The organism is Sphingorhabdus sp., assembly GCF_046154385.1.
Taxonomy (GTDB): Bacteria; Pseudomonadota; Alphaproteobacteria; order Sphingomonadales; family Sphingomonadaceae; genus Sphingorhabdus_B.
In genome coordinates this window covers 13,961-40,067 of sequence record NZ_JBJXFW010000001.1, presented here as the reverse complement: position 1 = coordinate 40,067, position 26,107 = coordinate 13,961, and the positions used below count along the sequence as shown (strand labels likewise).

23 protein-coding genes are annotated in these 26,107 nt (G+C 52.0%); 13 read left to right on the top strand and 10 right to left on the bottom strand.

Annotated features, from left to right (window positions below; genetic code table 11):
• Nucleotides 1-73: 73 nt before the first annotated feature.
• Nucleotides 74-613 (top strand): hypothetical protein, encoded by a 540-nt coding sequence (locus ACKVOS_RS00185; protein WP_409209997.1) that lies wholly within the window; start codon nucleotides 74-76, stop codon nucleotides 611-613.
• Nucleotides 614-722: 109 nt separating this feature from the next.
• Nucleotides 723-1,025, top strand: a complete 303-nt coding sequence (locus tag ACKVOS_RS00180; protein ID WP_409209996.1) for a hypothetical protein — start codon at nucleotides 723-725, stop codon at nucleotides 1,023-1,025.
• A gap of 76 nt (nucleotides 1,026-1,101) precedes the next feature.
• Here the strand turns inward: ACKVOS_RS00180 and ACKVOS_RS00175 are convergent, their stop codons facing one another.
• Nucleotides 1,102-1,374, bottom strand: a complete 273-nt coding sequence (locus ACKVOS_RS00175; protein ID WP_409209995.1) for a hypothetical protein — start codon at nucleotides 1,372-1,374, stop codon at nucleotides 1,102-1,104.
• Nucleotides 1,375-1,524: 150 nt separating this feature from the next.
• Here ACKVOS_RS00175 and ACKVOS_RS00170 point away from each other — a divergent pair, with 150 nt between their 5' ends.
• Nucleotides 1,525-1,839 carry a hypothetical protein gene (locus ACKVOS_RS00170; RefSeq protein ID WP_409209994.1) on the top strand — a complete coding sequence of 105 codons (315 nt, stop codon included), beginning with the start codon at nucleotides 1,525-1,527 and terminating at the stop codon, nucleotides 1,837-1,839.
• Between the two features lie 344 nt (nucleotides 1,840-2,183).
• On the opposite strand, the gene ACKVOS_RS00165 is transcribed toward ACKVOS_RS00170, so the two are convergent.
• Nucleotides 2,184-4,766 (bottom strand): hypothetical protein, encoded by a 2,583-nt coding sequence (locus tag ACKVOS_RS00165; protein WP_409209993.1) that lies wholly within the window; start codon nucleotides 4,764-4,766, stop codon nucleotides 2,184-2,186.
• A gap of 728 nt (nucleotides 4,767-5,494) precedes the next feature.
• Between ACKVOS_RS00165 and ACKVOS_RS00160 the strand changes: the two genes are divergently transcribed.
• From ACKVOS_RS00160 to ACKVOS_RS00150, 3 genes are all read left to right on the top strand, one after another.
• Nucleotides 5,495-5,677: a hypothetical protein gene (locus ACKVOS_RS00160; RefSeq protein ID WP_409209992.1), complete on the top strand. Its 183-nt coding sequence runs from the start codon at nucleotides 5,495-5,497 to the stop codon at nucleotides 5,675-5,677.
• Between the two features lie 1,262 nt (nucleotides 5,678-6,939).
• Nucleotides 6,940-7,563 (top strand): polysaccharide biosynthesis/export family protein, encoded by a 624-nt coding sequence (locus tag ACKVOS_RS00155; RefSeq protein ID WP_409209991.1) that lies wholly within the window; start codon nucleotides 6,940-6,942, stop codon nucleotides 7,561-7,563.
• A gap of 157 nt (nucleotides 7,564-7,720) precedes the next feature.
• Nucleotides 7,721-8,659, top strand: coding sequence for a crotonase/enoyl-CoA hydratase family protein (locus ACKVOS_RS00150; RefSeq protein WP_409209990.1), 939 nt, complete (start codon nucleotides 7,721-7,723; stop codon nucleotides 8,657-8,659).
• Here the strand turns inward: ACKVOS_RS00150 and ACKVOS_RS00145 are convergent.
• The 4 genes from ACKVOS_RS00145 to ACKVOS_RS00130 form a co-directional block, all read right to left on the bottom strand.
• The gene (locus tag ACKVOS_RS00145) at nucleotides 8,652-11,159 is read right to left on the bottom strand and encodes an ATP-binding protein (protein ID WP_409209989.1); all 2,508 of its coding nucleotides are present in this window, start codon (nucleotides 11,157-11,159) and stop codon (nucleotides 8,652-8,654) included. The genes ACKVOS_RS00150 and ACKVOS_RS00145 overlap by 8 nt on opposite strands.
• Nucleotides 11,156-13,300, bottom strand: a complete 2,145-nt coding sequence (locus ACKVOS_RS00140; RefSeq protein WP_409209988.1) for an EAL domain-containing protein — start codon at nucleotides 13,298-13,300, stop codon at nucleotides 11,156-11,158. The genes ACKVOS_RS00145 and ACKVOS_RS00140 overlap by 4 nt, the downstream gene beginning before the upstream one ends.
• A gap of 94 nt (nucleotides 13,301-13,394) precedes the next feature.
• Nucleotides 13,395-13,625 carry a hypothetical protein gene (locus ACKVOS_RS00135; RefSeq protein WP_409209987.1) on the bottom strand — a complete coding sequence of 77 codons (231 nt, stop codon included), beginning with the start codon at nucleotides 13,623-13,625 and terminating at the stop codon, nucleotides 13,395-13,397.
• Nucleotides 13,622-15,007 carry a M28 family peptidase gene (locus ACKVOS_RS00130; protein WP_409209986.1) on the bottom strand — a complete coding sequence of 462 codons (1,386 nt, stop codon included), beginning with the start codon at nucleotides 15,005-15,007 and terminating at the stop codon, nucleotides 13,622-13,624. The genes ACKVOS_RS00135 and ACKVOS_RS00130 overlap by 4 nt, the downstream gene beginning before the upstream one ends.
• 116 nt (nucleotides 15,008-15,123) lie before the next feature.
• On the opposite strand from ACKVOS_RS00130, the gene ettA reads away from it, so the two are divergent.
• Nucleotides 15,124-16,803: an energy-dependent translational throttle protein EttA gene (ettA, locus tag ACKVOS_RS00125; protein WP_409209985.1), complete on the top strand. Its 1,680-nt coding sequence runs from the start codon at nucleotides 15,124-15,126 to the stop codon at nucleotides 16,801-16,803.
• Between the two features lie 74 nt (nucleotides 16,804-16,877).
• A complete protein-coding gene (locus tag ACKVOS_RS00120) occupies nucleotides 16,878-17,768 on the top strand; it encodes a hypothetical protein (RefSeq protein WP_409209984.1) in 891 nt (296 codons plus the stop codon).
• Here ACKVOS_RS00120 and ACKVOS_RS00115 read toward each other — a convergent pair.
• Nucleotides 17,739-18,368, bottom strand: a complete 630-nt coding sequence (locus ACKVOS_RS00115) for a pyridoxamine 5'-phosphate oxidase family protein (RefSeq protein WP_409209983.1) — start codon at nucleotides 18,366-18,368, stop codon at nucleotides 17,739-17,741. The genes ACKVOS_RS00120 and ACKVOS_RS00115 overlap by 30 nt on opposite strands.
• Nucleotides 18,365-18,988, bottom strand: a complete 624-nt coding sequence (locus tag ACKVOS_RS00110; protein WP_409209982.1) for a carbonic anhydrase — start codon at nucleotides 18,986-18,988, stop codon at nucleotides 18,365-18,367. Before ACKVOS_RS00110 ends, ACKVOS_RS00115 begins: the two co-directional genes overlap by 4 nt.
• A gap of 138 nt (nucleotides 18,989-19,126) precedes the next feature.
• Between ACKVOS_RS00110 and lipA the strand changes: the two genes are divergently transcribed.
• Nucleotides 19,127-20,053: a lipoyl synthase gene (gene lipA / locus ACKVOS_RS00105; RefSeq protein WP_409209981.1), complete on the top strand. Its 927-nt coding sequence runs from the start codon at nucleotides 19,127-19,129 to the stop codon at nucleotides 20,051-20,053.
• Between the two features lie 18 nt (nucleotides 20,054-20,071).
• On the top strand, nucleotides 20,072-20,530 hold the full coding sequence (locus tag ACKVOS_RS00100) for a type II toxin-antitoxin system RatA family toxin (RefSeq protein ID WP_409209980.1): 459 nt from the start codon (nucleotides 20,072-20,074) through the stop codon (nucleotides 20,528-20,530).
• Here the strand turns inward: ACKVOS_RS00100 and ACKVOS_RS00095 are convergent.
• Entirely contained in the window at nucleotides 20,494-21,006 is a 513-nt protein-coding gene (locus ACKVOS_RS00095; RefSeq protein ID WP_409209979.1) for a CinA family protein, read from the bottom strand. The two genes, ACKVOS_RS00100 and ACKVOS_RS00095, sit on opposite strands and share 37 nt — an antisense overlap.
• Entirely contained in the window at nucleotides 21,006-22,154 is a 1,149-nt protein-coding gene (locus ACKVOS_RS00090) for a bifunctional 2-C-methyl-D-erythritol 4-phosphate cytidylyltransferase/2-C-methyl-D-erythritol 2,4-cyclodiphosphate synthase (RefSeq protein WP_409209978.1), read from the bottom strand. Before ACKVOS_RS00090 ends, ACKVOS_RS00095 begins: the two co-directional genes overlap by 1 nt.
• An 82-nt stretch (nucleotides 22,155-22,236) precedes the next feature.
• Here ACKVOS_RS00090 and dusB point away from each other — a divergent pair, with 82 nt between their 5' ends.
• The 3 genes from dusB to ACKVOS_RS00075 are packed head-to-tail and all read left to right on the top strand — an operon-like array spanning nucleotide 22,237 to nucleotide 25,738.
• Nucleotides 22,237-23,232, top strand: coding sequence for a tRNA dihydrouridine synthase DusB (gene dusB / locus ACKVOS_RS00085; RefSeq protein WP_409209977.1), 996 nt, complete (start codon nucleotides 22,237-22,239; stop codon nucleotides 23,230-23,232).
• A gap of 14 nt (nucleotides 23,233-23,246) precedes the next feature.
• Nucleotides 23,247-24,326, top strand: coding sequence for a two-component system sensor histidine kinase NtrB (locus ACKVOS_RS00080; protein WP_409209976.1), 1,080 nt, complete (start codon nucleotides 23,247-23,249; stop codon nucleotides 24,324-24,326).
• Entirely contained in the window at nucleotides 24,323-25,738 is a 1,416-nt protein-coding gene (locus ACKVOS_RS00075; protein ID WP_409209975.1) for a sigma 54-interacting transcriptional regulator, read from the top strand. The genes ACKVOS_RS00080 and ACKVOS_RS00075 overlap by 4 nt, the downstream gene beginning before the upstream one ends.
• Nucleotides 25,739-26,107: the final 369 nt, after the last annotated feature.

Below are 26,107 nucleotides of genomic sequence, written 5' to 3'. Positions count from 1 at the left end.
GCTTTTGGGATCGTGTAGCAGGTCGCTAAACATGTTCATTTGGCGCGAAGCTGTCGTCGCCAAAATTGTATGAATGACTGCTACTGGCCTCAACCTCCTGAAAGCTGCCTGTCCGCAAACCACAACATTCCAGACATACAGGCAACAAATTCGAGCCCTCGTTAGCTGCCGTTGGTTCATAGGCAGAACGAAGGGCAGCTTTTCGACAGTATGCGATAAAAGCGGACAGACAGAATACGACAACATTGCAGAAATTTGCTGCGGCGTTATGCTCGATACCATGCCACGTATCTTGATATGGACAGAGGCGGAATTGATCGGTCTTGCGGATGCTTGGGGCCTCACGCGAATTGTTACCGAGATTGATGAACACGGCGCGATCACGCGCGAACTTGGTTTCGATTTGAGCGGGAACATCGTTCACCGGCATCCAGGCCAGCCAACGATTGCAGAGCGTGGCGTCTTCGATCTTGTAAAGATCGCAGCGTCAGGAAATACTGAAATGGAATCGGCAGAGTTCGACCGACTATGGTCGGCCTATGTCCGCTTCCCACAACATTCCAGACATTCAGGCAACAAGTTCGAGCCCTCGTTAGCTGTCGTTGGTTTATAGGCTGAACGAAGGGCCGCTTTCGGACAATATGCGATAAAAGCGGACTAACCGGACACGACAACATTGCGGACGTTCCCCGATCCGTTACTTTGTGGGATGGAGGTGACGAATGAAAAACATCCAATTCATAGATGGCGCTGTGAACGCGGCTTACTCGATATTTGCAGTTACCGACGAAGAGTTCGATCTGATATTTCCGGCCTCTGGACAAAATATCGAATTCATAGAAGACATGATCATGCGGTTAGGTGAGGATCGCGTGGACGATGTCATGGGCCCGGTCTGGGGTCGAGAAGTCGCCAAGCCGGATGTGCGGGGCATCCACGGCACTTTGTTCTGCGATTTATTGGAGAAGAGGAAGTTTTACGAAAATAAGCGCGAGCCAGTTATAGACTGGAGAGTGGTAGACTAATACATTCTCCGAGGCGCCGCTTCCCACAACAAATCTGCCAAAGCGGACTGTTGTTGAACGACAACCTTGCGGACATTCACTCAACCCACACTTCGGTGCCGATTGGGACGTCGCATTTCGTGAGCCCCAAACCGAGCAGGATCGGAATAGAGCGAGGGTGAGGCAGCGACGCCATTTCTATCCCGCGCACCTCCGTTGATGTTATGGTGCCATCTGGAAGCTTTAGCGTCAGGGAATCTCCGATTTTGACATGCCAGTCTCCTTGCCGCGGGATGCCCGGCACAATCACTACCGGTCCTCGACCTGATATTTCGAATACATCTTCGACAACCGAAAGGAGCTTTGCCATCCAGCCATGTTGCCAGCGTGGTGCAGATAAAGCAATGTCCGCTCCCCACAACAAATGCGCCAAAGCGGTCGGGCAGAAAACGACAACATTCCAGTCATAGGATCGTACTTTGCTCTTGCCCGATAGCTGACATTCTCGCAGGATCGGTAAATGACCCGCGTTCGGCAAACTTTCACCAACGAACTGCCCGAAGACCTTGTGGTTTTTGTTGAAATGGAATGCTGGTGTTGGTTGCTCAAGCCCGGCGAGAAGCTAACGGTGGACTATGATGCTCGTGGTTTTGCTCCCGAATGGGAGCCGCTACCGATCAGCCTATCGATAGATGGAATAGATGCAGATCGTCGGTTTATGCTGACGTTATGGCAGCAAGGGAAATCCCAAAGCTCCTTGTTCATTGATGGCGCCGCGATTGTGATTGACGGGTCGCTTACGCCCCTAGGCACTGATCGTTTTATCGGAGGCTAAATGTCCGATTTAAGGCTTTACCAACTGAAAGCAGACCGTCGCCTGACCACAACATTCCAGACATTCAGGCAATAAATTTAGACCCTCGTTAGCTGCCGTTTGTTCATCAGCTTAACAAAGGGCAGCCTAAGGGCATCATGCAATAAAACCGGACTGTCGGGACACGACAACATTGCGGACGTTTGTGCCGTGCGGGGCGTCTGTTAAAACCCGCCGTTCTTTCATCTTGCTGGTGTAAGCTCATTGATCGCGGACTGGATACATTGAAATCATGAGATAACCCAGCATATCTCCGGCATCTCAATGCAAGTCTGAGTGCACACATGAAACAGTGCGGCCGCTCCCTAAATCAGAAGGAAATCCGTCACACCGAGAGTAGGCTTAGTGCTGAACAAAGCGATCTGCACCTGCGCGCCGAGGCCCGACCCGTCGGCGTCGTAGAAGAGTGCGCCCGTGCCAGCATTGTAGATCAGATGATGGTCGACTGTGGTCGCTTTCGTGCCAATCGTAAATGCTGAGGCATCGAGAACACCTAAAGCGTCCTCCGCAAAAGCACCGAAGGCCGAACGCATTATTTCTATGGTGTCATCATTGCTGACAAAGTCCTTGATCGTATCCCTGTCGAGTGTTGTGCCGAGGCTGTCGAACACGAACGTATCGGACCCTGTGCCGCCGGTAAGGAAGTCAGCGCCGAGGCCACCGATGATGCGGTCATTGCCCGCTTGGCCTTTGATGGTGTCCTTGCCTGCACCGCCGGTCAGCACATTGTTTCCGGCATTGCCGATCAGCGTGTTGGCAAGGTCGTTACCCGTGCCATCAAAGTCACCCACGCCGGTCAGCGTGAGCTTCTCCACATTGGCTGTGAGCGTAAAGCTCGCACTGGCATTGACGAGATCGGTCCCTGCATTGACGCCCTCGATCACGACATCGCCGGTTTCGTTGACGGTGTAGGTGTCATTGCCGGCACCCCCGTCAAGCGTGTCGATCTCCAAACCGCCATCGAGCCTGTCGTTGCCGAGACCTCCCAGCAGTGAATCATTGCCGGCGCCGCCGATCAAAGTATCGTTGCCTGCGCCCCCATCGAGGATGTTTGCGACGGCATTGCCGGTCAGAACGTCATTGAAGTTCGAGCCGATCAGATTCTCGATCGAGATCAGCGTGTCCCTGCCGTCCACACCTATGTTTTGGGAGGTCGCCAACGCAAGACTAACGCGCGCCGATCCCGCTGCGCCTGCGTAACTGGCTGTGTCATTCCCGCCTGCGCCATTCAGGATGTCGTTGCCCGCCAAGCCGGTGAGAATGTCATCATCGCCAGTGCCGACGATCGTGTCATTGCCGGTAGTGCCGGTGAAGATTTCGGACGCGTCGTTCAGGACCGTGACCGCGATGGCCTGCTCGTCGAACAGTGTGCCGTCGCTCGCGCGGACGATAACGTTATAGACATTGTCTCCACCGACATCGGCCGGGGCCTCAAAGTTCGGTGCGGATGCAAAGGCGAGCACGCCTGTGGCGGCATCGATCGTAAATAGCGCCACATCGTCGCCGCCAGACAGGCTGTATACAATTGCGGCGGCGATGTCGGGATCTGTGGCCACCACGGTGGTGACGATGGTTTCGTTCTCAGCGATGCTCAGCGATGCCGTCGCCCCACTCCCGTTCGAGTTGATCGTCGGTGCCGTATTTTCTTGAACGACGTTGAAGATCTGCGCCTTGATGCTATTGCTACTCGCATCGCCGCCCTGGCCGCTCGAATCGGTCCAGCTGACCACGAACCCGCCCGATGCGAGCGACGTGATCGTCGGCTCCTGTTGATTGTTAAACGTTGCGGTGTTGACGAGAAACTCGGACCCCGATTTGGCCCCGGCGGCGTCGAAGATCTGCGCCTTGATACTGGTGCCGCTCGCATCGCCACCCTGGCCACTGACGTCGATCCAGCTGACCACAAACCCGCCCGAGGCGAGCGACGTGATCGTCGGCTGTTGCTGATTGTTCAGCGTCGCGGTGTTGACGAGGAACTCGGACCCCGATTTGACGCCCGCCGCATCGAAAATCTGCGCCTTGATACTGGTGCCGCTCGCATCGCCGCCCTGGCCACTGCCACTGACGTCGCCCCAGCTGACCACAAACCCGCCCGAGGCGAGCGACGTGATCGTCGGCTGAAACTGTTCGCCCAGCGTTGCGGTGTTGACGAGGAACTCGCCCCCCGATTTGACCCCGGCGGCGTCGAAGATCTGCGCCTTGATACTGGTGCCGCTCGCATCGCCGCCCTGGCCACTGACGTCGATCCAGCTGACCACAAACCCGCCCAAGGCGAGCGACGTGATCGTCGGCTGCTCTTGAGCGCCCGTGGTGATGGTGTTGACGAGGAACTCGCCTCCCGATTTGACCCCGGCGGCGGTAAAGATCTGCGCCTTGACGTCATAGCTGCCCAACTCAGCGCCGCCCTGGCCGCTTCGATCGTTCCAGCTGACCACAAACCCGCCCGAGGCGAGCGACGTGATCGTCGGCCCGGACTGTTCGTTCAGCGTCGCGGTGTTGACGAGGAACTCGCCCCCCGATTTGACGCCCGCCGCATCGAAGATCTGCGCCTTTATGCTGCTGCCGCTGGCATCGCCGCCCTGACCGCTTGCATCAAACCAGCTGACCACGAAACCGCCCGAGGCGAGCGACGTGATCGTCGGTTGTTGCTGTGTGCCAAACGTCGAGGTGTTGACGAGGAACTCGGCACCTAATTTGGCCCCTGTAGCATCGAAGATCTGCGCCTTGATACCGCCAACGTCCGCATCGCCGCCCTGACCGCTTGCATCAAACCAGCTGACCACGAACCCGCCCGAGGCAAGCGACGTGATCGTGGGCTGGTTCTGATTGTCGAACGTCGCGGTGTTGACGAGGAACTCGGATCCCGATCGGGCGAACAGTGGAGTCATTTTGGCTTGCCTCTGTGGTTGCGGTCCGCAGCGCGGCCTCAGCACCACCGGAGAGCGACGCGCTAAGCCCGTTCCAACGGATGTCTGTTAACGCGGACATAACAACTTGAAAAATGTAATGCACGCACTGAAATTGTTACGTGATGGTTAAGCCTAAAATTAGACTCTTTGGTGACTGCGAAGAGCCATGCTGATCCAACCAGGGGTAAGGGCAGGCACCCGTGCAAGGTGGCGTGCATACACGGCTTTACTGGCCGCACATACTCCAGGAATCCTCCGGGTTCAGAGGGTCAGGGATTGGTGTAGTCCGATCATCCGCTTGCAGGATCGTCCGAAGCGATCGTGGTTGACGCCAATTGGGCGCAAAGCTGTCATGCCCGCTACCTCCTTTGAATGTCTGCTTCGGCCAATTAGGATGCCAAAAGCGGACAGGCAGGAAACCACAACTTTTCGGTCATTCGGGCAACCATTTCAAGCCCTTGTTAGCTGCCGTTTGTTCAGGCTGCTAATCCGAAATCGTAGAACAGTATTCTGCAACGAAACTTGACCGTTTGGCACGAACCGTAATGGCTTTTAACTTCGCATTGCTTGCCAACCCTATAATTCTCCAAAAATAGCAGAGATTCTGCGCTTGTTGGGGCTGTTCCTGAATTCCGCCTTACGGACCGTGGAACACTTTGGCACTTTCGATTCGCGTCGCCGTCGACGTGATTGGAAAGGAATGATTTATGACACCCGAACTTATGACAGTTAGTGAGTTTCTCATGCGGTATTCCATTAGCCGGACTGAGTTTTACCGCCAAGTAAAGGCCGGTCGAGTCCGCCTCACCAAGCTTGGCAATGCCAGCCGGGTTGCAAAGGCGGATGCCGAAACGTGGCTTGCCAGTCTGCCTACCATGGGCGCGAGATGACTTTAGACGCGCTGCCATTTGGCCGCCGGTGAAGCGGTGGAAATCGACCAATGGGCTTGAAGCTGATGAAACGTGCCATGGGAAGCAGCGTAACGATATGCAGCGAAGCGATGGTCCTGATTGTGTTAGCGAATTGCGCGAAAGATGCCGTTCCTCTGACATGGATTGGACGTGGAATGCTAACCCGCTTGGCTCGATGCAGAGAAACTACGGCACGTGAAGCAATCAAAAGGCTCACTGCGGGCGGACACATCAGCTGCTATATTCGAGAGGGCCGGTCGACCCTATACGCGATCCATCCGGTTAGTGCAGAGGATCAACGGCCTTGGCCTGATGGCGTGTCTCGTTTGGCTGAGGTCATGGCCCATTTGCGGCGTGGGCGTTTCGATAAAACTAAGACTGAACCACTCGTAAATTGGTTGGTTGATATTGGTTGCGTCGATCCGGTCGATGCTTACAAACACCTTCTCAACAGCGCAACGAGCCCGATAATGTATACCGTCACTGCCTCAAAATCCGTGGGGGCTAGGCTACCGGAAAAACCCAGTGACCCCCTCGATTATCGTGTGCAGCCCCCTCGAAATCCGAGCCTCACCCCCTCAAAACTTGAGGCCGAACCTTATAAAGAACCAAAAAAAGAACCTAAATCGACCGGTGCCAGTTCCTTAGGACCTTCCAACGGTCAAGGTGGCAGAAAGTCAACTGCCGCCAATCTTGGGATTATAAACATAATTAGAAGTAAGATGTCGGATAGTGAGCTCATCGAAGCAGACGAAAAGGTGCAGCGAATACTGAGGAGACGGTATGGCTGGAGCTCTGACGAATAGTTAAACGGTTTGCTGGCAGCGCTGCGCTGCGTGATGCCAAGCGGTCACTGGACAAATGGAAATCGGAAAACCCCGATGGAGGATTTTGAACCAGCATGTCGGTTTTCTCCAGCGTTAGCGGCCCTCACGAATTTTGACAGACTCGGCTTGAACGTGGGATAAAATGTGGGAGTAATTACGCTCGATGAACGGAACTGCTAGAATAGCTGACATATTTGACCATAGTTATACGGACTATCTCTCCGCCATTTGTCATGGCGAACCAAAATCCAAAAGTGGTGGCTTTAATCTGAGGTGTTCGCTAGCACAGCGTCATATAAATTCTGGGATATTAAAATGCGTTACCGATTCTTGCTGCTTGTTATGTCGTTTGCACTGGCCTCTTGCGGGAGCTCGCAATTAGGCAGCACAGACAGTGCTTCGGACATAAAAATTGTGGACAGTGATGTTTTGCCGGAACCCACTCGTCTGGATTTGTTCGAGCAGAATCGGCCTTATCTTATTGGACCATTTGACAAGTTGACCATTGACGTTTTCGGCATCGAAGAACTCAGCAAGCAGGAGGTTCAAACCGACGCAGGAGGCCGCATTTCCTTTCCGTTGGCCGGTATAATTACCGCCGCAGGTAAGACACCTGGGGAACTTGAGGAAGAAATTGAAGCTCGTTTGCGCGGTCAATATGTCCGTGACCCACAAGTTACCGTCAATTTGAAGGAAACAGTCAGTCAGGTTGTTACGATCGATGGTCAGGTTCGCGAACCGGGGCTTTATCCCGTTATCGGACGCATGACGTTGATGCGGGCCGTGGCCGTTGCAAAAGGTACAGCCGAATTCGCAAAGTTGGACGATGTCGTAATTTTTCGCACGGTAAACGGACAAAAAATGGCGGCGTTGTATAATTTGAAGGCGATACGTCGCGGCGTATATAATGATCCAGAGGTCTTTGCGAACGACGTGGTTGTTGTTGGCGATTCTCAGGCCCGGCGCTTGTTTAAGGATGCACTCCAGATTGCGCCGACGTTGCTGACACCGTTGGTCTATGTTCTGACCACCAATTAAACTTGCTGGTGAACACAACGTGAATTCGATAACATTTACAATATGCAACGCCTGAAAATATAACCGCACTCGATAATATTTCATCTTGCAGTTTAGAAATTTATGCTATGCAAAGATTCTGGTTGGGGTGGCCGGACACTGATTTATCGGGGGTTTTATGGCATTCCACTCTCGCGTTGTTGAAAGCGCAAATGAAAATCCGGCGCTCGCGGTGCAGGAACGCGTGTTGGGCGTTCCGATAACTGACCGCAATTTTCGTGAAATCTCGCTTCGACATGATCGTGAAGATAAAATCTTCTGGTGTTTCATGGATCAGACTGGCCGGCCGAGCTATACTTATAGCCTGGGCGCTGAAATTCAGCAGGTGCAGGATTGGATTGCCAATAACTATACCATGCCAACAAACAGTACGCATGATGATTTGCGCTATTTTGTGTGCGGATCTAAAACCCCCGGCATATATAATCTGGGCGGCGACCTGCGCCACTTTGCCGAATGTATTCGCAATCGTGATTTGGCGGCGATGCGGAGCTACGCCGAAACATGTGTGCGGATGCAATATGCAAATGCCAACAGTTTTGGAGCTCCGATCATCACAATGGCGCTGGTGCAAGGAGATGCGCTGGGCGGCGGCTTTGAACATGCATTGGCTTTTGATATTCTTGTCGCCGAACGCAGCGCGCGAATGGGTCTGCCCGAAATCATATTCAATTTGTTTCCGGGGATGGGAGCATATAGCTTTCTTTTGCGTCGGGTCGGCCGAAAAAAGGCGGAGAGCTTTATTTTAGAAGGTAAAATTCACAGTGCAGAGGAATTGTTCGAACTCGGCATAGTGGATATCCTGGTCGAAGATGGGCAGGGGGAGGCGGCGATTGTCGAATATTGTCAGAAAGGCCGAGCACGATTTGCCGCCGAACGGGCGGTCTATTTAGCGCGCCGTGCTGCTGATCCGGTGGAATTGGAAGAATTGCTGCGGATAACCAATATCTGGGCAGAAACGGCAATGACCTTAACCGAGGCGGATGTCCGCAAGATGGAACGTCTCGCCGACGCGCAAGAACGGCGGATTCAGCGAAGCTTAACGTCCGCTATCTAACCGAAGAATATATTTTTTCGGAAGATTGGTCGCGGCTGATTGCTCTAAGCGCATCGAGCACTTTGTCCAGTTCACGCTCTATTTTATCAAGATATTGAAAACGGTTTTCATCAAACTCCGCTTCTGTGACGCGTTCTAGCTTGCCGCAGAGTTCTGCCAGTTTTTTGGCTCCCATATTGTTGCTCGAGCTCTTGATCGCATGTGCACAAAATCTGAAATCATGCACTTTGGCGTTGTGTACGGATGTCCGTAACGGTTCGAGAGTTTGTTCGGTATCTTCAAAAAAGCCGTCGATCATTCCCGAAACAAAAAAAGCATCCCCGATTGACATCAGATATTCGATTTGGCCGGGGTCAATCGCATCATTTGCGGACGGCAACTGAGGCGTAATGGGCGTAACGATGTTTAAGGGATCGGGTGCCATGTTGCTCATCAACGCTGCCCCCTGCGACTGACTGCCGCATAGATCCTCGATGGTCGCCAGCAAGAGCTTTGCATCGACCGGCTTGGTGATACGTAAGTCCATGCCGGCTTTTTTGCACCGCATTTCCGTTTCCGCCGTCGCATCGGCTGTAACGCCCACAATGGGTAGATGTTGCCGACCACCTTCAATCTGTCGCCACATGATACACGCGTCGATGCCGTTCAAACGCGGCATATTGATATCGAGTAACAGGATGTCGAATTGCCCATTTTCCAATGCATCCAACGCCTCATCACCATCTGTGACCATAACAACTTCATGATTGGCAGAACCCAATATTGCCCCGAGAACATTCCGGTTGGTGCGGTTGTCATCGGCCACCAGAATTTTGCGAGGTGGATAATTGGGCCTTTCGGGGGCAACGTCATCTTCAATGGGTTTGAACTGTCTAGCAAACGAACAACCAATCCTGATCGCGCTTCGTAACTCGGCGAAATTGGGTGAGGGCGGCAAAATCGAAGCGAACGCGGCGCGCAAGGCGACCTCCTCGATATCCACTTCATTTGCATCCGAAACCAGAACCGGTGCTATTTTGGCATCTGCAAATGAATCCCAAATGGTGCTTTCAGGCTCGATTTGCCGTGCCAAAGCATGGGAGATCAATGCGACCTTATAGTTTTGCAGGCCTTTGTCAGCAATTATAGACGCCAGTTCTTCAGGCTTAGCGCAGTTGATGTGCCGCAGGATGAAATTGTCTGCCGTTCGCGCCTCGACAAGTATTTCCGGCGCGATGTCCCCGAATGATATGATGTGAACAATGTCGCTTGTTCCCGAAACCCACTCATTTTCTTCAACGGCAACCAAGTTTACGGGGACTTCGATCAAAAATGTACTGCCGCGGCCCAAATGGCTCTCGGCAGAGATCCGGCCATTCACCTGTTCGACAAGTTGTTTGCAAATTGCCAAGCCCAGGCCGGTGCCACCAAAACGGTTCAGCACGGTTTCATCGGCTTGCTGGAAAGGTTGGAATATGCGCTCAATTGCACTTTCGGCTATTCCGATGCCAGTGTCACTGACCGAAAACCAGATATGGTCCTTATCCCCCAACTTTGAAAAACCGCTGTGGATCGAAATGTTGCCTGCTTCGGTGAATTTTAGGGCGTTGCCTACCAGATTCAACAAGATGTTCCGTAAAACATCCGTTGGACCTTCGACCAAGCGATCGGACAATGGCTCTGCCTGTAAATGAAGCGACAGGCCCTTGTCCTCAATTCGCACTGCCATAATGTTCCGGATTTCGGTCAGCAATTCTGTTGGCCGGAACGACGATGTTTTAACTTGCGCCGAACCCGTCCCTGTTTTGGCGACTTCGATCAATTGTTCGATAAGATGCAGGAGATGTTCACCGGCCAGAACACTGGCTTCGACCATTTCCTTTTGAGGGCGCGGCATATCGGATTGGCGCAAATGATTACCATAGCCAATGATTGCATTCAGCGGCGTCCGCAATTCATGGCTGACGCTGGCTAAAAAATAACTTTTGGCCTTGCTCGCCATTTCGGCCTGTTCTTTGGCATGCGAAATTTTGCGGATCAGCGTCGAGCAATATCCGGGGATCACCAACAATGCGATGGTCAACGCATAACCCAGAAATGAGTTTTGTTGCCAATATGACGTCGATACGACTACAAAGCCAAAGGTTATGGTCGACATTATCGCGGCAACAAACAGCCATTTTACGCCGTAGCGAAACCCGTTACCCAAAATCATCCATAGAATGATCGGGTAAAAAATGGACATATGCTCAGGCTCGCGCAGCATGACGGTAAAAGCCATCATCACATCGAGTATGATGGCCGCCAGCCAACGCTGTTCCGGTTGCCAAAAATTTCGTTTCTGCATGGCATACAGAATGGCGTTGGACGAAAGATACGCAAAGAACGCCGAGAATATGATCGCGTCAAACGCGAATAAATAGCATCCGATGCCGGACGTTCCACCCATCACAAGACGATTGCGTAAAATCTCTTGTTCGGGGCTAAGGTCGCCCCGGAGTTTTTTCAGATATGCAATCATTGCAAGCCTGTCTCAACCTGGGATGAGTCTTCGGCAAACAGGGTCCGAAGATCGCTTACGGACAATGGGCGGCCCAGAAAGAAACCCTGAACCTCGTCGCAACCCGATGCACGAAGCAACGCAAATTGCGCCTCATTTTCCACGCCTTCTGCCACAACGCGCATATTCAAAGCATGGGCGAGATGCGCGATTGTGGAAATAATGGCACGATCAGCCGAAGAATTTTCAATGCGGGCGATAAACGTCTGGTCGATCTTTAGCCGTGAAGCCGGCAAGTCGCGCAGATATTGCAATGACGAATATCCAGTTCCGAAATCGTCAATCGAAATACCCACCCCACCAGACTGTAGTTGGATCAATTGGTCACGAACTTCCTGATTATGGTCCAGCAAAAGCTCTTCGGTAATTTCGATAGCCAGCTTGCCACGCGGAATATTGTGTTTGGCGACATTCTGCAAAATATCCGCACTCATATTGCTATACTGGAATTGCTTGGGCGACACATTCACAGCCACAGGTGGCAATATGATACCTTCTTGGGCGAAATCGGAAATTTGCTGGCACGCCTTGTTGACCACCCATTGCCCGATGTTGCCGATTAGGCCGGAATCATTCGCAACGCGGATGAAGTCCGCAGGAACAAGTCGCCCGCGAACCGGATGCTGCCACCGTAAGAGTGCTTCGAGACCGACATAATTCCCTGTTCCGATGTCAACGATGGGCTGATATTCCAGGAACAATTGCTCATGATTCAGCGCGTCGCGCAGATCGCTTTCTACTCCGGCATTCAATTGGGCAATCTGGTTCATTCTTGGAGAAAAGAAACAAAATCTGTTTCTCCCAGATGATTTGGCTTCATACATCGCAAGATCGGCAAGACGCAGCAATTCGTCGGATGAATTGCCGTCTTCGGGGATCAGCGCGATACCGATGCTGGCCCCGATCAATTGTTCCACACCACCGACAGAATAAGGTTCACCAATCTGCGTCAGCAGTTTCGAACAACAAGCAACCAGTTGTTCCTGGCTTTCGAGGTTTTGCATGACGATTGCAAATTCATCACCGCCGATACGGGCGGCAAAGCCGTTCTTATCCAACGCGGCGCTCAGTCGTTCGGCAACCTGGCGCAGCAGCATATCACCCGCTTGATGCCCTCTTGTGTCGTTGATAACTTTGAAGCGGTCCAAATCGAGCAGCAATAAAGCGGCCCCATTTCCTGTCGTGTTGCAATCATCAATTGCACTTTTCATCCGCTCCGACAGCAATGTCCGGTTGGGAAGACCAGTTAACATATCATGCAACGCCAAATGGGTTCTGTGTTCTTCGGCAAATTTGCGTGCGGTAATATCCAGCCCGGTCGTCAATATCCCGATGGTTTGATTATCTTTATTTAACAACGGTGACTTGTTGCAATGGAATGTTAATTCGATATCTTCGCTGATAAATTTTTCTTCGTAATTCGGAATTGAGATACCAGTTTCCAAAATCACATTATTCCGGCGCTGTTCGCGCTCAACAACCTCGGGAGGAAGTATTTCGGCTATGGGATGGCCAACCAATTCTTCGGGGTCACGGCCAAATAAAGCCGCTTGATAGGAATTCAAAAACAGGAATTTGCCGTTGCGGTCTGTAGCGTTAATTAAGATTGGCGTTGTGTCGATAATCTGTTCGAGCATCGATTTGCCCGCGGGTTCATTACCATCTTCTTCGGCAGAATTTACCCGGTTGCTCAATGCCAAAGACTGTTTCAACTCTTGCTGCTTTTGGAACTGGCCAAGTAATAATATTGCACGATCGCGGAATTCGACATGCGACACCGGACTTTGTAAAAAGTCAGTTGCGCCGGCGTCCAAGGCGCTAATCCGGCATTCCCGATCCTGTCGCGCGGTGATGATGATGGCAGGAATGTGCGCGCCAACGGTTCTTGCTCTGAATCGGGAAATGAACGCTGCTCCGTCCATTTCCGGCATACGATAATCAACGATTAAAAGGTCGGCATGTTCGGTCTCAAGCCATTTCAATGCTTCAACAGCACTGTGAAAGCATTTGGCGGAATACTCCGGACCCATCATTGCGACATATTGCGCATAGACGCGCAAATTGGTCGAACGATCATCAACTATGACTATGCGCGCTAGCATGGTTCTCGCGTTAACCGGAGAACCTCAAGGATTGGTTAAGGGAGCGTTCGTAATTTGCCCCAGTTCAGCGGCACCAAATAGCGATTTTGCAGCGCTAGAGCCCGTTGTTGGTTTCGCCAAAGGAATCGATTTCTGTTTTCGAGTCGGCTTCAATTATTTTTGTGGCCTGCTCGGCTGCTTCTTCGATTGAATGCTGACGGGCTTTGATCTGGTTCTGCGCGCCTTCAGCCCCCGTTTCTGTATCCTGTGCAATATTTGTAGCCGGATCGTCACTGCAGCCCGTAAGAGCCGTCATCAATATCGCAAGAAAGACTATATTTTTCATGGCTTTGTTTCGGGGCTAAGTGGGCCGTCATAATTTGCGGTCAATGCCAAAACCGATACCCATGCAGCGACATTCTGACGCAATTCTGTCTTGTCGATTTTATCGAGTGTATCGTCGGGTGTGTGGTGTAAATCAAAATATTTTGTGCCGTCCTGCTGAAGGTCGATGATGCCGGGTTTCTGAACCGCTATGATCGCACCAATATCTGCACCTCCTCCGGCGGGATTTGGGCGAGGAACGACGCCCAGCGGGGCAAGTGCCCCGATAATTTGACGTTTCAAATCACTCGCACTTTCCGGCAGAAGGAAATCAACGGCCCATACATTGCCCGCCCCGAAATCGGATTCCATAGCTAGTCCATGAGCTTCTGTTGCATGTTTTGCACCGTAATCTTTGCCACCCCAGATGCCGACTTCTTCGGCGCCAGCCCATAACAACCGAACGGTTCGTTTAGGTTTGCCATAGGATTTAAGATGCTTCGCCGCAGCGCCAATGATGCCGCACCCTGCGGCGTCATCTATCGCACCAGTTCCCAAATCCCAACTGTCGAGATGACATGCGATTACTATGATGGGCAATTGTGGATTTGACCCTGGTACTTCGGCAATAACATTTCCCGAGGTCTGCATTCCGATATTTTTGGGTGTCAGTTTCAGCCGCATCGTAACGGGCTTTCCCCGCGCAAGCATACGTTCCAGATTTTCCGCATCAGGTATGGAAATAGCGCCCGCAGGAATCGGGATAACACCAGCTTCAAAGTTCGTATTTCCGGTATGTGGATTACGATGGTAATCGGTTCCCGCGGAACGAATGATGATCGCAGCCGCTCCTTTTTTGGCCGCTATGTTTGGGCCAACAAATCGGGCCGGGCCGAACGCCGCATAGCTGCTGCCATCTTGCGTCCGGTGCATGGCGTGGCTGACAAAGGCAATTTTCCCTTTCAAGCTTCCTTCGGGTGCGGCGCGTAAATCGTCCAGACTTGGGAAATAAACAATTTCCGCTTCCATCCCCGGCTCGCCGGTGCTGCCACTATTGCCGAGTGCCGTAACGGCCAGCTTTTGTTTGAAAGGCGACGTAACCTCAGCCTCTTCCTCGCCCCGGACCCATGTTGGCATCTGATATTCTTCGATACGGACATTTTCGAAACCCAAGGCTTTCAATGTGTTGAGTGACCAGATTCGGGCGCGTGCTTCTGCTTCGGTGCCGCCCTGTCGTGGACCAATTTCGGTGGTTAGCCCTTCGATTATATCGTAAGCAACTTGGTCATTCTTCAACGCGAAATCACGTGTTTCAGGCAGTGTCGATTGCGCGTTCGCAGCGAAACTTTGGGTTGAAAACAGCAGCAATGATGCCGCAGCGAATGTTCTGGTACGAGTGTTCATGGAAAACAGGCATAATAGGCTTCCGTCGATTTGCAATCCCGCCTTGCGAGGACAGGGCCAGATGGCTAGTGAAGCGGCCAAATCATCGTCATATCCAAGACAGGAAAGTTACCAACATGGCAGCGCAATATAGCTACGTAATGAAAGGGATGACCAAAACCTTCCCCGGTGCGAGCAAGCCCGTCCTTAGCAATATCAATCTGCAATTTTATCCGGATGCTAAAATCGGCATTGTTGGGCCGAACGGTACGGGTAAATCGACGCTCATGAAGATTATGGCAGGTATGGACACCGAATTCACCGGTGAAGCTTGGCCCGGCGAGCATATTCGTGTGGGATATCTGGCGCAGGAACCGGAACTTGACCCGAACAAGACGGTAAAAGAAAATGTTATGGACGGCGTTCGCGCGGTTGCCGACCTTGTGGACCGGTTCAACGAAATATCGATGTTGATGGCTGATCCGCCTGCGGATGCCGATTTTGATGCCCTTATGGAAGAAATGGGCACGTTGCAGGAAAAAATTGATGCCGTCGATGGCTGGAGCCTTGATAGCCAGTTGGAACTCGCGATGGATGCCCTGCGATGCCCGCCTGCCGATAGTCCGGTAACGAGCTTATCGGGTGGTGAGAAGCGCCGTATTGCTTTGACAAGATTGCTCCTGGAAAAGCCCGATATCCTGCTGCTCGACGAACCTACGAACCACCTTGATGCCGAATCTGTCGCCTGGTTGGAAAAACATTTGGTCGATTATAAAGGCAACGTCATCCTGGTGACCCACGACCGCTATTTTCTGGACAATGTCGTCAGCTGGATACTCGAATTGGATCGCGGCCGTTACTTTGTCTATGAAGGTAATTATTCGACCTACCTGGAAAAGAAAGCCAAGCGGCTCGAACAGGAATCGCGTGAAGATGCCGGACGGCAGAAAGCCATCAAAGACGAGCTGGAATGGATCCGGCAAAGCCCCAAGGCGCGGCAAACAAAGTCTAAGGCGCGGATCAAATCGTTCGATCAATTGGTTGAGGCGCAGGAAAACCGCACACCCGGAAAGGCGCAGATTGTTATCCAGATACCCGAACGCCTCGGCAGCAAGGTGATTGAAGTCAAAAATGTATCGAAAGCCTATGGCGACAAATTGTTGTTCGAAAACTTGTCATTTAGCATTCCGCCCGGCGGCATCGTCGGTGTTATTGGCCCCAATGGTGCAGGTAAATCGACCTTGTTTCGGTTAATCACCGGTCAGGAAACCCCCGATAGCGGCGAAGTTGATATTGGCGAGACGGTCCGCTTGGGCTTTGTTGACCAGAGCCGTGACGACCTTGACCCCAACAAAAATGTCTGGGAAGAAATTTCCGGTGGGGCGGATTTCATGAAATTGGGCAAACATGAAACGCCAACGCGTGCTTATGTTGGTGCATTCAATTTCAAAGGCACCGATCAGCAGAAAAAGGTAGGGTTGCTATCGGGCGGTGAGCGTAACCGAGTTCATATGGCGAAAATGCTCAAAGAAGGTGGCAACGTTCTGCTGCTTGACGAACCGACCAACGATCTTGACGTTGAAACGCTCTCGGCTCTTGAAGAAGCGTTGGAGAGCTTCGCAGGATGTGCGGTGGTCATCAGCCATGACCGTTTCTTCCTTGACCGTCTTGCGACACATATCCTCGCCTTTGAAGGTGATAGTCATGTTGAATGGTTCGAAGGTAATTTTGAATCCTATGAAGAAGACAAGATTGCCCGCCTTGGTGACGAAGCGACCCGGCCACATCGGGCCACTTACAAGAAAATGACGCGTTAGAGTGTTTAGAGGGCATGCACATTTTTAGGCTGATCTTATGCTGCGGCATAACGTTAGGGCTATTATGTGCCAATGTGCCTTCGCAAACGAATTGGTCAACGACCACCGCCAATGATTTGCTGGCGGTGGACGATGATTTCCGGCGGCATCGTGGCGATCCTGAATTCTTTAATGGCCTTGAAATTTCCGAATACCACTTTTCGGAGAGTGGCTTTGATTGGCACTTAATAAGGTTTGTGAATTCAGCAAACATAACAGGCCCGATGTGGCTTGTGCCCCATGACGATGAAAATGCCGCCTTTGATTCAATGGTAGCCGCGATCAAAACGCATGGCGGGGTCGGTATAGCCGTAAACAGCGGCACCGGCAGCGTGCGGATGCAGTCTGGCTATGGCCGTTGCGGTGTCAATCCACGGAAACAGGTCATGTGCGACCCCAACCGCAATTTTGATAGCAACTCACCAAAGTTTACGTCCGCAATTATGGATCAATATCATTCTGGCCAGCCAATCATCGCCTTTCACACGAATAGCACGGGATTTGCAGGCGACGGCAACGGGGGCAGGGGTGAAATCAGAATGGTTGACAAGATTGCTTTCCGCCGCGGGGAATTGGTCCCGCGTTCTGGTGGGCTGTTTGCAGTTAATCCCGATGAAGAGATGGCCAATTTCGACACGCTGGCGTTGATCGCCTATCTGCAAAAAGACCGACGGCCATCTGATTTTGCAACAGAATGTGGCCGGCAACTTTCCAACGCCGGAATCCATTTCTGGCACGAACGCGTGGCTGAAAGCGACGGCTCCATGTCGAATTATCTTGCTTTGAACCGCCCTGAAATCAGTTATCTCAATATCGAGAGCAGGGCAGAAACCGATCTTGCAATTGCAGCAAAGCGGCACTCATATATATTGAATGCCTATCTTGAACGCTGTTTTTCAAGGGATAAGCCAACGCCCCAACCATGATTGCGTCCCATCGTACCAATCCCAACGCGCTCGTCTGTGACCTTTATTCGCCAGATACAGCCATTCGATAGAGCTAATTTCGAACCAGAGGACCGCAAAATTTGCACGCGCATCCATCAGTTGCATCTCTTCGGGTTGGCAACCTTCGATCCAGCTTGGCAATCCTGACGTTGGTTCCTGGCTCGGCGATGCCGGGGGTTGCTCGGCCATATAACAACGCCGTGCAAAAGTGGTTGAGCTTGACCAGGCCTTGTCAACGTCAGTCGTGTCATCGTGCACGCGCGCTTCACCCCACAGACGTAATTGCAGCTTTTCTGCGGCGTCGTACATCAAAACCGAAGTTTTTCCGTTAGATGCGATTTCATGTATTTTCGTTGAGCGTACATCAGTGTGAAAACGCAAACGACGTTTAACCCGGTCAGCTTCGCGCAGGACCATGATCCGCAATTGGGGCGCTCCATCGCCGCCGATTGTCCCCACAACCGGCGTATGGGCCGGGGAAGCTCTCTTGTTGACACCCGGTTCGATCAAATCCCAAGCTTTGGCAAAGCTGAGATCCAGATCATTATAAAAATTTGGGTCTTCGATCGACGCTGTCATTGCGGGTCGAATTGTCCGGTCGATTCATCGAGGACGTGCAACTGGCCTTCGGCAATCCCGAAATAGGCACCGTGCAATTCTAACATACCCGTCTTTTCTCTTTCCGAAATGAACGGAAAAGTACGCAAATTGGCAAGGCTGACCTTGACGGTTTCCAATTCCAGCGCGTGTTGCGGATCTGGTGTGTTGGAGGCAAGAACCGCTTCCTTTGCAGTCGCGATAATGCCGACCCATTTATCAACAAAATCGCGCGCCTCCGGTCCTAAATTGCTGCCTGACAAGGATGCTGTGATACCGCCGCATTGTGCGTGCCCCAAAACAACTATGTGTCGCACCTTCAACCCCAAAACACCGAATTCGATAGCGGCTGAAACGCCATGCAGCCCGCCGCCGGTTTCATAAGGAGGAACAAGGTTCGCAACGTTTCGAAGCGCGAAAACCTGCCCCGGGATGGTGTCGAACACAGTTGCGGGATCGACTCGGCTGTCGCAGCACGAGATAATCATAACGGGCGGCGATTGGCCATCACTGGCGAGTGAATCGTAACGGGCCTTCTGTTGTACATAAGCCTCGCTGCGAAAACGTTTGTAACCCTCGATCAATGAAGCGAATTCAGACATTTACAAACATCCCTTTGCAAAAAATTTAAGTTGAGGTCTGCCACTGAACCCGATTTTCTTCTCTAGGACCAAAGGCCAGCCTCGGATAGCAGCGAAGTTGCAGTTGGCAAGAGGGTGCGGCGTCGCTATCTGGACGACATGAATGCACCCATCATACCGCCCGAGCGCAACCCGCGCGAACGCAAACCTGACTGGATCCGCGTAAAGGCTCCGACAAGCGCTGGTTTTAACGAAACTCGCAAATTGATGCGCGACCTTAATCTGAATACGGTCTGTGAAGAAGCAGCATGTCCCAATATCGGCGAATGCTGGACAAAAAAGCACGCGACCGTGATGATATTGGGTGATGTGTGCACGAGGGCTTGTGCATTTTGCAACGTCAAGACGGGCATGCCCAAGGCGGTTGATCCGCTGGAACCCGAACATGTGGCAATTGCGGCAGCCAAAATGGGGTTGGAGCATATTGTTATCACGTCTGTGGATCGCGACGATTTGCCGGACGGCGGTGCCAGCCAGTTTGTGAAGGTTATCGAAGCGTTGCGGCGCAATACGCCCAATACAACAATCGAAATTTTGACTCCCGATTTTCGAAACAAGGCCGATGCGGCCGTCGAAGCAATCGTCGCGGCCCGTCCAGATGTGTACAACCACAATCTGGAAACGGTGCCGCGCCTATACCCCACAATTCGGCCCGGTGCCCGCTATTATGCATCGTTACGACTGCTTGAATCGGTCAAACGTCATGATCCGTCCATTTTTACCAAATCTGGCGTTATGCTTGGACTGGGAGAAGAAAGGCTGGAAGTGCATCAGGTGATGGACGATATGCGGAGTGCTGGCATCGATTTTCTGACCATGGGCCAATATCTCCAGCCAACACCAAAGCACACGAAAATCATGGATTTTGTGACACCGCTGGCGTTTGATGCCTATGCTGCCATTGCGCGGGCAAAAGGCTTTTTATTGGTGGCATCAAGCCCACTGACGCGGTCCAGCTATCATGCCGGCGACGATTTTGCCAGAATGCGCGACGCGCGTGCGGCGCAATTGGCAAAGGCTGGCTAACAAAAAGGGGCAGGGGCTATGCCGCATCATCATGAGCGTAAGGTTTTGCCCCATAGTGCGGTGCAAATGTATGATTTGGTCGCTGATGTCGGCCGGTATCCGGAATTTCTTCCTTGGGTGAGCGCGGTTCGAATTCGTAAAAATGATGAAAGCGAAATGCTTGCGGACATGATTGTCGGCTTCAAATCACTCCGTGAGACGTTTAGCAGCCGGGTTATAAAAGATAAAAACAGGTCTATTGTTGTGGACTATCTTGATGGCCCGATGAAACATTTGCAAAATAACTGGCGGTTTGAAGAGACACCGGATGGTGGATCCATCGTTGATTTCACTGTGGATTTTTCATTCCGAAATCGAGTTTTCGAAGCTATTGCCGGCCAGTTCTTTGACTCGGCTTTGCGGAAGATGACCTCCGCCTTTATCGAACGGGCGGACGTTCTTTATGGCACCGGTGGCAGCAACAATCCCAAAGCGTGAAGCGTTGCATAATTGCGGATATCCGCACGGCTTTTGTCCGAACCGAACTGAATTTTGTCCCCCACCATATCTTCGGCATCTTTGCCTTTTTCCGCGACCGCGAAAACAACGGTACCGACAGGCTTCATTTCGGTTCCGCCGTCCGGTCCAGCAATTCCGCTAATCGCTACGGCAATGTCGGCCCCACTTTTTTTCAACGCACCTTGCGCCATCGCCCAAGCCACAGCAACGGAGACCGCGCCGAAAGTATCAAGGATGTCGGAATTTACGTCGAGCATTTTCATTTTTGACTGGTTTGAATAGGTCACAAAGCCGCTTTCCAACACAGCGCTGCTGCCCGGAACTTCGGTTATTGCCGCCGCAACCAGGCCACCGGTGCAGCTTTCAGCGGTTGCAATCATTCGCCCGGCTGCCTTGTTTTCGGCGACGACACGTTCGGCCAATTTGGCGATTTTCGATGGCAAGACAGATTTCATCAGTTCAACTTTTCAAATGTAGCAATTGCCTGCGTCGCTATACCTTCCCCGCGCCCGGTGAAACCGAGCATTTCTGTGGTAGTCGCTTTTACGGAAATGCGATCAATGTTTGTTTCCATGATCTCCGCGAGACGTGTCCGCATAGCCAGTCGGTGGGGTCCTATCTTGGGGGCTTCGCAAATGATGGTCAAATCAGCGTTCGCCAGTTCAAAACCCTGTTCACGCGCCAACTTCATGGCATGTGTTAGAAACATATCAGAAGACGCCCCTTTCCATTGCGGATCCGAAGGGGGAAAATGATCCCCTATGTCGCCCAGGGCCAACGCACCCAATACCGCATCGGTCAGGGCGTGCATGGCAACATCGGCATCACTATGACCGGCCAAGCCTTTATCATAAGGAATGTGTATGCCACACAGCCATAATTGTTCGCCCGTCACGAGGCGATGAACATCGAACCCTGTTCCGCTCCGGATTGTTAATGCCATGTCTGTTCCTGTGATGTCATTTGCATATGTTATTTTAGAAAGGGCTTCATCACCAGAAACGATCCGCACGTCTTTACCTGCGGCCATTACCATGCGTGCATCGTCGGTTGAATCACCGCCGTCCCAATTTTTGTGTGCTTCTAATATCACCTGAAAATGAAAAGCTTGTGGGGTCTGGACACGCCAAAGATTTTCGCGTTCAACGGACTCGGTCAATGTGTCGTTGCCCCGAGCGATGCTGTCGACAACCGGAAGGGCAGGCACCGCTCCGGGCGCGATTAAAAGTGCATCAAGAAGATCATCTATTACCGTGTTTGGCAAGAAAGGACGTGCGGCGTCGTGGATGAGAACATAGTCCGCCCCACCAGACTGGGCAATGGCGTCCAAACCATTGCGGACGCTTTCAAGCCGAGTGGTGCCACCAGTCACAAAGACAGGCGGGGGCAGACCATCAAGAGCAGCGCGAGCCAGATCGTCCTGTTTGGCGCCTATAACAACAAAAATACCGCCGATTTCGGGCTTGTGCGAAAAAACGGTATAGCTGTGGCGCAACATGGGTTGGCCCCTGACCTTGCAAAATTGCTTGGGAACTGATCCCCCGACCCGACTGCCTGAACCGGCGGCGACAATTAGGGCAACGATATGTGGACGAGAAGCCATAGCCGCGCCTTAGCCAACCCGCTGTTGCACGCCAAGCCGAAAGCGAGTAACGGCCTGCCTAAATTTTAGGCAATGTTAAAAAATGAAACTAGCACCTATTCAAATCGGCAATATCGAAATCGGTTGTCCTGTCATTTTGGCACCGATGACGGGTGTCACCGATATGCCATTTCGTAAAATTGTTCGCCGCTTCGGATCCGGTTTGAATGTTACCGAAATGATCGCCAGCCAGGCCATGGTCCGTGAAACTCGGCAATCGTTGCAAAAATGCGAATGGGATGCGATTGAAGAGCCGGTTTCCATGCAATTGGCAGGTTGCACCCCTTATGAAATGGGTGAGGCGGCTAAGCTGAACGAAGATCGTGGTGCCGCGATTATCGATATCAATATGGGCTGTCCGGTAAAAAAGGTTGTCAATGGCGACGCCGGTTCCGCTTTGATGCGTGACCTTCCTTTGGCCGCGAGTTTGATCGAGGCAACAGTTAAGGCTGTGTCGGTTCCAGTGACCGTAAAAATGCGGATGGGGTGGGACAATGGCAGCTTGAATGCCCCCGAATTGGCACATATCGCCGAAGATCTTGGTGCAAAGATGGTAACGGTCCATGGCCGCACGCGCAACCAGATGTATAAAGGCAGCGCGGATTGGGCGTTTGTGCGGCATGTGAAAGACCGTGTGTCCATACCGGTCATTGTCAACGGCGATATTTGCACAATAAACGATGCCGAGAGCGCGTTGCATCAAAGCGGTGCCGACGGGATCATGGTGGGGCGCGGTGCCTATGGCAAACCGTGGCTTTTGAGCCAGATGATGCACTGGTTCAAAAACGGCAGCACGCTGCCTGATCCGGGTATCGAGGCACAGTATCATCTTATCGTCGAACATTACAGGGCAATGCTCGACCTTTACGGCAATGATGTTGGTTTAAGGTGCGCGCGTAAACATATTGGTTGGTACACCAAAGGATTAACCGGCTCGGCCGAATTCCGGAACTTTGTAAACCGAATCGAAGACCCGGAAATTGTCGTGCAGGAGCTCACGCGTTTTTATGAACCGTTTTTGACCCGTTCCGCAGCCTGATGGCGCTTTTGACAATGAGACAACCGGATTTCGGGCAAATACTGACCAACATTCCGGTACCGGTTTTGCTAATCGCGCCAGACAATCATATCGCTTACGCAAATGACGCCAGTGAAGCATTTTTTGGCCGGAGCAGGAGGCGGCTTGAGGGGCAGTTTGTAGAGTCGGTTCTGCTTTTCGAAAGTGATCGTATGAATCTGGCGTTGGTTTCGCAGGAAAATGACCTGTCGGCGCAAGATATGGAATTGAAGTCGGTCCACGGTTCCATCACCGTCGACATCAACATCTCTTTACTGCCCGGTGAAGCGGATTGGCGGATCGCTGTTATTTCTCCGCGACACGGTGGTCGTGAGCATATCGGCGAACAGAAAGATAGCGGACAACAGCAGGCTATGGGCGCGCCGGCAATTTTGGGGCATGAAATCAAAAATCCTTTGGCCGGAATTAAAGGCGCGGCCCAGTTGCTGGCGAGGCATGTTGACAAGAAAAACCAGCCTTTGACTGAGCTGATTGTCAATGAGGTAGACCGCATAGCCCGTTTGCTGGATCAAATGCAAAAGCTTGGCCGATCCGAGCCGCCGGAACTGGCACCAGCAAACGTGCATTTGCTTATTGAACGTGCGATCCGATCGCTTCGGGCAGCCAATCGGGCGATGCCCGAACTTTCGATCAATTATGATCCGTCCCTTCCCGAAGTGCTTATCGATGCCGACGGTATGGTGCAGATATTGATTAACCTGCTCCAAAACGCCGTCGATGCGTTGAAGGGCAGGTTGGATGGCGTGATCGGCATTTCCACGCGTTTTGTTATGAGCGGTGCTTTGCGTGAAGCGGATTTGGAGCGAAAGTCGGTAAAATTGCCTGTTGAAATTGCCATTTCCGACAACGGACCTGGTGTGCCCGAACATATTGCGGACGAACTGTTTTCCCCTTTTGTGACCACCAAACGCGACGGGCAGGGACTGGGTCTTGCGATTGTACGGAACCTTACCCAGCATATGAACAGCCGTATTGTTTTTGAGCGGGACGTCCAAAAGCAGGTTACGATATTCCGGTTGTTCCTTCCAGTCGCAACCATGAAAGGTGAAGCATGACCAATCCTAGAGTGTTGATCGTCGAAGATGATGCGTCGATCGGAATGGTGGTCTGCGCGGCGTTGTCCGCCGAGAATATCGATACTCAAATCTGCGATTCCGTAAGCGCCCGAAATGCGGCGCTCGACAACGGTCATTTTGACTTGATGCTAACCGATGTCGTGCTGAAAGATAGCGATGGTCTCGCGACTTTGAAAGACGTGATGGCAGCGGCTCCGGATATGCCGGTCATTATCATGTCGGCCCAAAACACTTTGGAAACTGCCGTTCGGGCGAGCGAAATCAATGCTTTCGAATATTTCCCCAAGCCGTTCGATCTAAACGATCTGGTTTTGGCGGTGAAGCAGGGCATCGATAAGCGACGTTCGGTGCCGGACAGCGCCTCTGATTCGCTATCAGAGGCCAATTTACCGATGATAGGCCGAAGCGTTGCAATGCAGGACGTATACCGGATGGTGGCCCGCTTGCTGCGCAACGATTTGTCGGTGTTGATTTCCGGTGAGAGCGGCACAGGCAAGGAATTGGTTGCAGAAGCTATTCATAGTTTGGGGCACCGTAAAACGGGGCCTTTTGTCGCTGTCAATATGGCCGCAATACCAAGTGAATTGATCGAGGCGGAACTTTTTGGCCATGAGAAAGGTTCGTTTACCGGCGCCGTTGGTCAGGCCATTGGCCGGTTTGAACAGGCGCAGGGAGGCACGCTATTTCTCGATGAAATTGGCGACATGCCAAAACATGCCCAAACCCGCCTGTTGCGCGCATTACAAAGCGGTGTGATTAGCCGGATAGGAGGCAAAGCCAGCATTCGTCTGGATGTTCGTATAATTGCGGCGACGAACCAGCGGCTCGAAGAATTGATCGCAAGCGGAAAGTTTCGCGAAGACCTGTTTTATCGGTTAAACGTTGTTCCTATCCATATGCCACCGTTACGGGACCGGACCGATGATATCGGATTACTCGCCCATCATTTTCTGATCCTGGCGGCTAAAGATGGATTGCCGCTCCGGAAAATCGATGACAGCGCTATTGCCTCGCTTATGACCATGCCGTGGCGGGGGAATATCAGGGAGCTTCGGAACCTTATCTATCGGTTGGCACTGGTGTGCCGTGAGGATGTTATTACCGAAGCAACAATTTATCAGAATGTTGAAAGCGCGCCAGACAGCGATGCTCCCGTAAAGGGAGCGAGCTTCGAGGCCGCCGTCGTACAATTTCTCCGCGACCACAAACAACGGGGGCACTCACGAGACAAGTTGTATCCAAAGGCACTCGCGCAATTTGAAACACCTTTATTGCAGCACGTGATGCGTCAGGTGAAAGGTAATCAATTAAAAGCCGCTGCTTTGCTGGGAATAAATAGGAATACTATGAAAAAAAAGTTGACATTATACAATCTATTAACCAAATTATGATATGATCAATAGTATGGAGCATGCTTAGTGTTTTCTAATTTGTCCGCCATGCTAAGCATTGCGCTCTTGCAATCTACACCTTCTAGCTTTCCATATACCCCGAGCGGTCCGGGGCAAGTTTTTACCGTTTGCGGTGGCAACACATGCATCGTTTATGCTTGCGGCAACGTGGGGTCGTCGTCGGGTTGCATCGAAGTTGCGAGATATGCTCGGTTGGAATCTACTGCCCAGTAAAATCGCGCCAATTTTAAATTGATGCACATTAGAAATATCTGATTGAGTGTGTTTTTACGCGTTGCGCGGTTCCAATAGAATTTAAGTTAAATTATTGCTTTGTGCTTTTAATGTCAACTTGGCTGTGTCATTGTG

What these genes read in the sequence shown, in the direction of transcription:
- ACKVOS_RS00185 (WP_409209997.1), top strand. Translation starts at nt 74, where the DNA reads ATGACTGCTACTGGCCTCAACCTCCTGAAAGCTGCCTGTCCGCAAACC.
- ACKVOS_RS00180 (WP_409209996.1), top strand. Translation starts at nt 723, where the DNA reads ATGAAAAACATCCAATTCATAGATGGCGCTGTGAACGCGGCTTACTCG.
- ACKVOS_RS00175 (WP_409209995.1), bottom strand. Translation starts at nt 1,374, where the DNA reads ATGGCAAAGCTCCTTTCGGTTGTCGAAGATGTATTCGAAATATCAGGT.
- ACKVOS_RS00170 (WP_409209994.1), top strand. Translation starts at nt 1,525, where the DNA reads ATGACCCGCGTTCGGCAAACTTTCACCAACGAACTGCCCGAAGACCTT.
- ACKVOS_RS00165 (WP_409209993.1), bottom strand. Translation starts at nt 4,766, where the DNA reads ATGACTCCACTGTTCGCCCGATCGGGATCCGAGTTCCTCGTCAACACC.
- ACKVOS_RS00160 (WP_409209992.1), top strand. Translation starts at nt 5,495, where the DNA reads ATGACACCCGAACTTATGACAGTTAGTGAGTTTCTCATGCGGTATTCC.
- ACKVOS_RS00150 (WP_409209990.1), top strand. Translation starts at nt 7,721, where the DNA reads ATGGCATTCCACTCTCGCGTTGTTGAAAGCGCAAATGAAAATCCGGCG.
- ACKVOS_RS00145 (WP_409209989.1), bottom strand. Translation starts at nt 11,159, where the DNA reads ATGATTGCATATCTGAAAAAACTCCGGGGCGACCTTAGCCCCGAACAA.
- ACKVOS_RS00140 (WP_409209988.1), bottom strand. Translation starts at nt 13,300, where the DNA reads ATGCTAGCGCGCATAGTCATAGTTGATGATCGTTCGACCAATTTGCGC.
- ACKVOS_RS00135 (WP_409209987.1), bottom strand. Translation starts at nt 13,625, where the DNA reads ATGAAAAATATAGTCTTTCTTGCGATATTGATGACGGCTCTTACGGGC.
- ACKVOS_RS00130 (WP_409209986.1), bottom strand. Translation starts at nt 15,007, where the DNA reads ATGAACACTCGTACCAGAACATTCGCTGCGGCATCATTGCTGCTGTTT.
- ettA (WP_409209985.1), top strand. Translation starts at nt 15,124, where the DNA reads ATGGCAGCGCAATATAGCTACGTAATGAAAGGGATGACCAAAACCTTC.
- ACKVOS_RS00115 (WP_409209983.1), bottom strand. Translation starts at nt 18,368, where the DNA reads ATGACAGCGTCGATCGAAGACCCAAATTTTTATAATGATCTGGATCTC.
- ACKVOS_RS00110 (WP_409209982.1), bottom strand. Translation starts at nt 18,988, where the DNA reads ATGTCTGAATTCGCTTCATTGATCGAGGGTTACAAACGTTTTCGCAGC.
- lipA (WP_409209981.1), top strand. Translation starts at nt 19,127, where the DNA reads ATGAATGCACCCATCATACCGCCCGAGCGCAACCCGCGCGAACGCAAA.
- ACKVOS_RS00100 (WP_409209980.1), top strand. Translation starts at nt 20,072, where the DNA reads ATGCCGCATCATCATGAGCGTAAGGTTTTGCCCCATAGTGCGGTGCAA.
- ACKVOS_RS00095 (WP_409209979.1), bottom strand. Translation starts at nt 21,006, where the DNA reads ATGAAATCTGTCTTGCCATCGAAAATCGCCAAATTGGCCGAACGTGTC.
- ACKVOS_RS00090 (WP_409209978.1), bottom strand. Translation starts at nt 22,154, where the DNA reads ATGGCTTCTCGTCCACATATCGTTGCCCTAATTGTCGCCGCCGGTTCA.
- dusB (WP_409209977.1), top strand. Translation starts at nt 22,237, where the DNA reads ATGAAACTAGCACCTATTCAAATCGGCAATATCGAAATCGGTTGTCCT.
- ACKVOS_RS00080 (WP_409209976.1), top strand. Translation starts at nt 23,247, where the DNA reads ATGAGACAACCGGATTTCGGGCAAATACTGACCAACATTCCGGTACCG.
- ACKVOS_RS00075 (WP_409209975.1), top strand. Translation starts at nt 24,323, where the DNA reads ATGACCAATCCTAGAGTGTTGATCGTCGAAGATGATGCGTCGATCGGA.